This is a genomic window from Snodgrassella alvi, assembly GCF_002777855.1.
GTDB classification, from domain to species: Bacteria; Pseudomonadota; Gammaproteobacteria; order Burkholderiales; family Neisseriaceae; genus Snodgrassella; species Snodgrassella alvi_E.
On sequence record NZ_MEIK01000020.1, the window covers coordinates 1 to 7,033 of the forward strand.

Sequence of the window (7,033 nt, forward strand, 5' to 3'; positions counted from 1 at the left end):
GGCTTTACGTTGGTTTTCCATATCTTGATTATGATAATAGAAACCATTCCTATTTGCAACATGACTTAACACTAAAACACATGCCTATTCCGATAGTGCAAACTAAGAAATTTACGCTGATTAGAGTCAAGCTAGCTAAATATTAAGCTCCATTACCAAGCAAAAAATCTTCTTAATAAGACAAATATTTTAAGATTCTAATCTCAACACCTACATATATCTAATGAAAATTTTAAACATTTGAATAATTACTATTTTTTGATAAAATATTAAAGAGACAATATGCGCAAGCATAAAAGGCATAAGATTGCTCAGACTCAGATAATTAATAAATATTTTAAGGAGAAAGTTATGAAAAGACGAATTATAGCAATGGCAATGGCATTTACTACTGGTTATGCTTTAGCCGCTACCCCTACACTAAACTGGAATATTCCTACTAATAAAGTAATAGAAAATATAACCTTTGGTATTACCATTAATCAGGCTGCTCCCGTTGATGAGTTTTATTTTTCAAATCAGTTCGGTTTCACAGGTGGTGGTGGGATTGGGTATACCGGTATTCAACCTACTAAAAACGCAAAAGATGGTTCTCGTCAGTTTATGGTGTTGTTTAGTAGTTTTCGTAAAGACACCATTGCCAGGCATGCAAATTGTAAGGGTGGGGCTGATGGCGCTAGAAGTGGTGCCACTTGTCGTATGTATATACCAGGAGAGTTAGGCGATACATTTACGTTTCGGGTTCAGAAAAATGGAAATTTGCTGATGGGAACAGTAACAAATCTAACTACAGGACGCCGAGATATCATAGGACAGTGGGAAGTAAGTCCATCTGCGGGTAATTTGGCCAGTAAACAAATTTCATGGATCGAAAACTATAAAATGAATAATCCCTCCTTCCATTTGACGTGTGATAAAAAAGGATGGCCTTACTATGAGGTTAAATTTTTGCCACCAACCGCCAACAATAACACCATTAAAGGTACTATTTCTACATTGTCCAGAGGTTCAGCTGCATGTCCTGGGGCGATCACTTGGCAGCATGACGAAAGTGGAACCTTAGTTAAAGGCGGATATAAATAATTTATAAACCATATGATAAAAGCACGCTGTCGGCGTGCTTTTATCTTTAATAAAATACAACTTATATAAAACATTTAACCAAAAGATTCCCGTATTATGTGAAAGGAATCGTGTCAATCAAACAAAGATCAACTTATGGTCATATTCTTGGCAAGCTAAAGCAAACTTCAATGCAGTCATAAAGACCAAAAATAAAACTTATTAAAACAGAGAATTGGCAGATTGTATAAAAATAAAAGGGGGAAGTAGTTGACAGGGTGTATGTAGGGGCGTATAGTTCGCCTTCTTCGCTGAGACGCGAGCCGAAACGAACGAAACAGTTTAAAGTAGAACGCAGTCGAAAGCAACGCTCTTTAACAGAACAGATTACCGATAAGTGTGAGTGCGGATAAGCCTCACACTGATTCAGAGGGACAGGATAGTAAGAAATCTTGTCAATAACTTTGAAGCAGACCAGTGATACTGAAGGGAACTTCAGGATTGCAACAAGCTAAGATTAAACATAAGAGTTTGATCCTGGCTCAGATTGAACGCTGGTGGCATGCTTTACACATGCAAGTCGAACGGCAGCACGGAGAGCTTGCTCTCTGGTGGCGAGTGGCGAACGGGTGAGTAATGCATCGGAACGTACCGAGTAATGGGGGATAACTGTCCGAAAGGATGGCTAATACCGCATACGCCCTGAGGGGGAAAGCGGGGGATCTTAGGACCTCGCGTTATTTGAGCGGCCGATGTTGGATTAGCTAGTTGGTGGGGTAAAGGCCTACCAAGGCGACGATCCATAGCGGGTCTGAGAGGATGATCCGCCACATTGGGACTGAGACACGGCCCAAACTCCTACGGGAGGCAGCAGTGGGGAATTTTGGACAATGGGGGGAACCCTGATCCAGCCATGCCGCGTGTCTGAAGAAGGCCTTCGGGTTGTAAAGGACTTTTGTTAGGGAAGAAAAGCCGGGTGCTAATACCACCTGGTGCTGACGGTACCTAAAGAATAAGCACCGGCTAACTACGTGCCAGCAGCCGCGGTAATACGTAGGGTGCGAGCGTTAATCGGAATTACTGGGCGTAAAGCGAGCGCAGACGGTTAGATAAGTCAGATGTGAAATCCCCGAGCTCAACTTGGGACGTGCATTTGAAACTGTCTAACTAGAGTGTGTCAGAGGGAGGTAGAATTCCACGTGTAGCAGTGAAATGCGTAGAGATGTGGAGGAATACCGATGGCGAAGGCAGCCTCCTGGGATAACACTGACGTTCATGCTCGAAAGCGTGGGTAGCAAACAGGATTAGATACCCTGGTAGTCCACGCCCTAAACGATGACAATTAGCTGTTGGGGCACTAGATGTCTTAGTAGCGAAGCTAACGCGAGAAATTGTCCGCCTGGGGAGTACGGTCGCAAGATTAAAACTCAAAGGAATTGACGGGGACCCGCACAAGCGGTGGATGATGTGGATTAATTCGATGCAACGCGAAGAACCTTACCTGGTCTTGACATGTACGGAATCTCTTAGAGATAGGAGAGTGCCTTCGGGAACCGTAACACAGGTGCTGCATGGCTGTCGTCAGCTCGTGTCGTGAGATGTTGGGTTAAGTCCCGCAACGAGCGCAACCCTTGTCATTAGTTGCCATCATTAAGTTGGGCACTCTAATGAGACTGCCGGTGACAAACCGGAGGAAGGTGGGGATGACGTCAAGTCCTCATGGCCCTTATGACCAGGGCTTCACACGTCATACAATGGTCGGTACAGAGGGTAGCGAAGCCGCGAGGTGAAGCCAATCTCAGAAAGCCGATCGTAGTCCGGATTGCACTCTGCAACTCGAGTGCATGAAGTCGGAATCGCTAGTAATCGCAGGTCAGCATACTGCGGTGAATACGTTCCCGGGTCTTGTACACACCGCCCGTCACACCATGGGAGTGGGGGATACCAGAATTGGGTAGACTAACCGCAAGGGGGTCGCTTAACACGGTATGCTTCATGACTGGGGTGAAGTCGTAACAAGGTAGCCGTAGGGGAACCTGCGGCTGGATCACCTCCTTTCTAGAGAAAAGAAGAGGGTTATTCGCATTCACACTTATCGGTAAACTGAAAAGATGCGAGAAGAGACTGAATAAACTGGGTTTGTAGCTCAGCTGGTTAGAGCACACGCTTGATAAGCGTGGGGTCGGAGGTTCAAGTCCTCCCAGACCCACCACTTATTTAAGAAGAGAGGGGGCATAGCTCAGTTGGTAGAGCACCTGCTTTGCAAGCAGGGGGTCATCGGTTCGATCCCGTTTGCCTCCACCACACTTTGGAAATTAAATTGAGTTTATCTGGAAGCAGATGAAGCGGAAGCTGAATTTAATTTGCGAAGTAACGCATCGATCTTTAACAAATTGGAAAGCCGAAATCAACAAACAAAGATTGAGGCATGGAAGCTGAGTCTGGAGACGGATGAAGTGGAAGTGCTGAAAGAATTGGGTGATGATTGTATCGCTGAGCAACGAAGACAAAAGGCGTTGTTCAGACAACCAAGAAGTAAGCTTTATGAGAGTAGGGAGCTTAAGTCATGATTACAGGTCAACGGTAGTTGTGATGAAGTCAAGAGGTTCTTGAAATGATAGAGTCAAGTGAATAAGTGCATCAGGTGGATGCCTTGGCGATGATAGGCGAAGAAGGACGTGTAAGCCTGCGAAAAGCGTGGGGGAGCTGGCAATAGAGCTGTGATCCCGCGATATCCGAATGGGGAAACCCACCATGTAAAAGCATGGTATCCTAAACTGAATACATAGGTTTAGAGAAGCGAACCTGGAGAACTGAACCATCTAAGTACCCAGAGGAAAAGAAATCAACCGAGATTGCGCAAGTAGTGGCGAGCGAACGCGTAAGAGCCTGTATATGATAGTCACTGAGATAGAAGAACAAGCTGGGAAGCTTGGCCACAGAGGGTGATAGCCCCGTATTTGAAATTTCAGAGATGGTACTAAGTATACGAGAAGTAGGGCGGGACACGAGAAATCCTGTCTGAATATGGGGGGACCATCCTCCAAGGCTAAATACTCATCATCGACCGATAGTGAACCAGTACCGTGAGGGAAAGGCGAAAAGAACCCCGGGAGGGGAGTGAAATAGAACCTGAAACCTGATGCATACAAACAGTGGGAGCGGAGTAATCCGTGACTGCGTACCTTTTGTATAATGGGTCAACGACTTACATTCAGTAGCGAGCTTAACCGATTAGGGGAGGCGCAGGGAAACCGAGTCTTAATAGGGCGACGAGTTGCTGGGTGTAGACCCGAAACCGAGTGATCTATCCATGGCCAGGTTGAAGGTGCCGTAACAGGTACTGGAGGACCGAACCCACGCATGTTGCAAAATGCGGGGATGAGCTGTGGATAGGGGTGAAAGGCTAAACAAACTCGGAGATAGCTGGTTCTCCCCGAAAACTATTTAGGTAGTGCCTCGAGCAAGACACTGATGGGGGTAAAGCACTGTTATGGCTAGGGGGTCATTGCGACTTACCAACCCATGGCAAACTAAGAATACCATCAAGTGGTTCCTCGGGAGACAGACATCGGGTGCTAACGTCCGGTGTCAAGAGGGAAACAACCCAGACCGCCAGCTAAGGTCCCAAATGACAGATTAAGTGGTAAACGAAGTGGGAAGGCCGAGACAGCCAGGATGTTGGCTTAGAAGCAGCCATCATTTAAAGAAAGCGTAATAGCTCACTGGTCGAGTCGTCCTGCGCGGAAGATGTAACGGGGCTCAAATCTGTAACCGAAGCTGCGGATGTCAGGCAACTGACATGGTAGGGGAGCGTTCTGTAGGCCGAAGAAGGTGTGTTGAGAAGCATGCTGGAGGTATCAGAAGTGCGAATGTTGACATGAGTAGCGATAAACAGGGTGAAAAGCCCTGTCGCCGAAAACCCAAGGTTTCCTACGCAACGTTCATCGGCGTAGGGTGAGTCGGCCCCTAAGGCAAGGCAGAGATGCGTAGTCGATGGGAAACAGGTTAATATTCCTGTACTTGATTCAAATGCGATGTGGGGACGGAGAAGGTTAGGTCATCGATCTGTTGGAATAGATCGTTTAAGCCGGTAGGTGGAGCACTTAGGCAAATCCGGGTGCTTAACGCCGAGAAGTGATGACGAGTGTCTAAGGACACGAAGTGACTGATACCACGCTTCCAGGAAAAGCCACTAAGCTTCAGTTTGAATGAAACCGTACCGCAAACCGACACAGGTGGGTAGGATGAGAATTCTAAGGCGCTTGAGAGAACTCAGGAGAAGGAACTCGGCAAATTGATACCGTAACTTCGGGAGAAGGTATGCCTCTGATGGTGAAAGATTTACTCTGTAAGCTATTAGAGGTCGCAGAGAATAGGTGGCTGCGACTGTTTAATAAAAACACAGCACTCTGCAAACACGAAAGTGGACGTATAGGGTGTGACGCCTGCCCGGTGCTGGAAGGTTAATTGAAGATGTGCAAGCATCGGATCGAAGCCCCAGTAAACGGCGGCCGTAACTATAACGGTCCTAAGGTAGCGAAATTCCTTGTCGGGTAAGTTCCGACCCGCACGAATGGCGTAACGATGGCCACACTGTCTCCTCCTGAGACTCAGCGAAGTTGAAATGGTTGTGAAGATGCAATCTCCCCGCTGCTAGACGGAAAGACCCCGTGAACCTTTACTGTAGCTTTGCATTGGACTTTGAAGTCACTTGTGTAGGATAGGTGGGAGGCTAAGAAGCAGGAACGCTAGTTTCTGTGGAGCCGTCCTTGAAATACCACCCTGGTGACTTTGAGGTTCTAACCCGGATCCATTATCTGGATCGGGGACCGTGCATGGTAGGCAGTTTGACTGGGGCGGTCTCCTCCCAAAGAGTAACGGAGGAGTTCGAAGGTTACCTAGGTCCGGTCGGAAATCGGACTGATAGTACAATGGCACAAGGTAGCTTAACTGCGAGACCGACAAGTCGAGCAGGTGCGAAAGCAGGACATAGTGATCCGGTGGTTCTGAATGGAAGGGCCATCGCTCAACGGATAAAAGGTACTCCGGGGATAACAGGCTGATTCCGCCCAAGAGTTCATATCGACGGCGGAGTTTGGCACCTCGATGTCGGCTCATCACATCCTGGGGCTGTAGTCGGTCCCAAGGGTATGGCTGTTCGCCATTTAAAGTGGTACGTGAGCTGGGTTTAAAACGTCGTGAGACAGTTTGGTCCCTATCTGCAGTGGGCGTTGGAAGTTTGACGGGGGCTGCTCCTAGTACGAGAGGACCGGAGTGGACGAACCTCTGGTGTACCGGTTGTGACGCCAGTCGCATCGCCGGGTAGCTAAGTTCGGAAGAGATAAACGCTGAAAGCATCTAAGCGTGAAACTCGCCTGAAGATGAGACTTCCCTAGGGATTTAATCCCTCTGAAGAGACGTTCGAGACCAGGACGTTGATAGGTCGGGTGTGGAAGAGTGGTAACACTTGGAGCTAACCGATACTAATTGCTCGTGAGGCTTGACTCTATCATTTGAAGGACTTCGCACACAGAAGGTGTGCAAGGTAAATGATAAAGCTTACTGATGAGAATACAAGCATCACCAAGATTAAGGCTTTCTGATTTGACAGTTTAAAGTCTGGCGGCCATAGCGGGTTGGTCCCACGCCTTCCCATCCCGAACAGGACCGTGAAACGACCTAGCGCCGATGATAGTATGGATGCCCATGTGAAAGTAGGACACCGCCAGACACCCATTAAGAAGAACCCAGTAGACTATCTACTGGGTTCTTTGCTTTGTGCTAAATGGAAACGCAACTGGTTAAGACAAACCAGCGAACCCCTGCTGCCGTAGCGCTTCGTACAACACAATGGCCGCTGCGTTGGATAGATTCAATGAGCGGATATGGGAAGTCTGAGGGATACGCAGGCAGTGATCTGCTCTGGCCTGTGCGAACTCCTGCGGCAGGCCGGTCGTTTCCCGGCCAA

General features: G+C 47.6%; 2 protein-coding genes, 2 tRNA genes and 3 rRNA genes. 6 read left to right on the forward strand and 1 reads right to left on the reverse strand.

What is annotated here, in order from left to right:
• Nucleotides 1-351 precede the first annotated feature (351 nt).
• The 6 genes from BHC43_RS03275 (at nucleotide 352) to rrf (ending at nucleotide 6,796) form a co-directional block, all read left to right on the forward strand.
• Complete coding sequence (locus BHC43_RS03275) at nucleotides 352-1,083, forward strand: DUF3472 domain-containing protein (RefSeq protein ID WP_218966450.1); 732 nt, start codon at nucleotides 352-354, stop codon at nucleotides 1,081-1,083.
• Nucleotides 1,084-1,581: 498 nt separating this feature from the next.
• Nucleotides 1,582-3,120: ribosomal RNA gene (locus BHC43_RS03280) — 16S ribosomal RNA — on the forward strand.
• Between the two features lie 77 nt (nucleotides 3,121-3,197).
• A tRNA-Ile gene (locus tag BHC43_RS03285) sits at nucleotides 3,198-3,274 on the forward strand.
• A 16-nt stretch (nucleotides 3,275-3,290) separates the two neighbouring features.
• A tRNA-Ala gene (locus BHC43_RS03290) sits at nucleotides 3,291-3,366 on the forward strand.
• A gap of 317 nt (nucleotides 3,367-3,683) precedes the next feature.
• A 23S ribosomal RNA gene (locus BHC43_RS03300) occupies nucleotides 3,684-6,573 on the forward strand.
• Between the two features lie 110 nt (nucleotides 6,574-6,683).
• A 5S ribosomal RNA gene (rrf, locus tag BHC43_RS03305) occupies nucleotides 6,684-6,796 on the forward strand.
• The 16S, 23S and 5S rRNA genes sit together here with 2 tRNA genes alongside, the layout of an rRNA operon.
• Nucleotides 6,797-6,866: 70 nt before the next feature.
• On the opposite strand, the gene BHC43_RS03310 is transcribed toward rrf, so the two are convergent.
• Nucleotides 6,867-7,033 (reverse strand): tRNA (cytidine(34)-2'-O)-methyltransferase (locus tag BHC43_RS03310; protein WP_306807695.1); only part of this gene is annotated, 167 nt, incomplete at its 5' end.

What these genes read in the sequence shown, in the direction of transcription:
- BHC43_RS03275 (WP_218966450.1), top strand. Translation starts at nt 352, where the DNA reads ATGAAAAGACGAATTATAGCAATGGCAATGGCATTTACTACTGGTTAT.